A 1,937-nucleotide genomic window follows, 5' to 3' on the forward strand; every position below is an offset into this window, starting at 1 on the left:
CCCGCTCAGAGAGGGGTATAAGAGACAGTCGCAGGACGGCGCAAGGGTCGCCGAAAATCGAACCGACCCCACCACCCACCACAGGGACCTATAACGGTGTCTAGGGGGACCCCACCCGGCACCTCTCACCTCGCGGTGGGACCGACCGATCTAGTCTGGTGGCGGTCCTCTATCCTCGTCGCGCCGGAAGTCTCCCGACGCAGCCGACACCCAGTCCTCGACGATCGGATCCCACGCCATCAGTGACCAGTCCTCCTCGAGCGCACTGCCGTCACGATCGTCGCCGCCCGGATCGCGTGGATCGAGATCGACGTCGGCGCTAGATCCGTACCGCCGCGACCCCGACGGCAGGAACGACAGCGAGCCACGACCGAGGTACGCACTGATGTAGTGCGCCGCGTTCCGTGCGTCCACCCGCCGGATGTCCACCACCCGGCCGAGGCCGACGCGCTCGGCCAACTGCGACAGTTCCCGCTGCGGCAGGAACCGATCCACGAGCAGGTGCAGGTGCGGCCGGTCCCGCTCGTCTCCCTCGTGCCGCACCCACAGATACGACAGGTTTGGATAGCGGTCCCTCAGTTCCGTCCTCAGCGCGTTCCACCGATCGGTGATGTACTCGTGCTTCTCCTCCTTCGACGCGGGCGCTCTGCGGTCCACTGTGAGCGTCAGGAACCGACGCATCTCCGGGCGCTCCTCCGTGATCCGTTCTATCTCCTCGATCAGTCCCATCCTCAGCCGGTGGCCGCAACACTCGCAGTCCCACGAACCGCAACGGTACGACGCCTGTTCCCCCGATTCTGTCTGGTACTTCAGGTGCGCCAAGTCCTTCCGGCAGTCCGGCCGCTCCCGATCCGGCCCGCAATCCCAGTCCCGACCGAGCCGTGACTGCTCATCCAACTCGACCTCGCCGTCGACGGGATCCGCGCTCACTCCGACCACCCCGACCGACGCGATCGCGAGCTGCTCCACGAGTGGCCCGACAGCACGTCCGGCCCAGCTGGGGCGGCACTATCCGACGACCGCGACGAAGACGAGCCGGTGGCACCGCACCGCACCATAGCCACCGGCACGTCTTCTACCGCACCGCACGGTGGAACGCCTGAATTGGCGAAGCATAGCGGCTCTTGAGTTGTTCTAACTAGCGTCGAGTAAAGACCGCACCGCCGCCGCACCGCCACCGCACAAGATAGCCCCCTCCCGCCGGTCGGGGGCGTGCGGATCGGGCGGCCCTCGAGCCGGGTACGCCGGCTCTCGGGCAAATCAAGATCGCCCGATCCTTGCGGTGGATCGGCGCTTAGTCGTCCAGACCGAGCGTTTCCGTGAACCGTCGAAACACTTACTGACTCGGCTGAGAGAGGACAGAGCGAGGACGAACCCTCCGGCCAAGAGGTTTCCACCGGGCGATTCTGCCACAAATCGCGTCCGGTGGAATCGTCCGTCGCCCGGGCCTTCTCCGGGCATTCACTCACGTTGCGTAGCTTTGACTGCGACGAGAACGACTAGCCCCTTAAAGAATACTGACCTTTCACCCCGGCAGAACATCTACCTATCCCGATACTACCAACACGCCCACATATTGTTATTAGCAGTTCTAACCATAGCCAGACAGAACCCGAAACCGCATGACAGCGCAGGGGTCGCCGATCGCCCCGGAGTATCACCCATCACAACTTACCGCCGTCTTGCGATTCTTCCCCCTGTCGAATCCCGGCCCTATCCGTACAATCGCAGGACGGCGTAAGGATACCCCTGTCTGAACCGCCACAACTTACCGCCGTCTTGCGATTCTCCCACCACAATCACTCGCCCCTCCGCTCCCTAATCGCAGGACGGCGCAAGGGTCGCCGAAAATCGAACCGACCCCACCACCCACCACAGGGACCTATAACGGTGTCTAGGGGGACCCCACCCGGCACCTCTCACCTCGCGGTGGGACC

Annotated in this window: 1 protein-coding gene; it reads right to left on the bottom strand. The window is 64.3% G+C overall.

The genetic code is table 11. The features are described 5' to 3' along the window. Positions 1-150: 150 nt before the first annotated feature. The gene (locus C450_RS06560; RefSeq protein ID WP_004045523.1) at positions 151-969 is read right to left on the bottom strand and encodes a rolling circle replication-associated protein; all 819 of its coding nucleotides are present in this window, start codon (positions 967-969) and stop codon (positions 151-153) included. Positions 970-1,937: the final 968 nt, after the last annotated feature.

Source organism: Halococcus salifodinae DSM 8989, assembly GCF_000336935.1.
Classification (GTDB): Archaea; Halobacteriota; Halobacteria; order Halobacteriales; family Halococcaceae; genus Halococcus; species Halococcus salifodinae.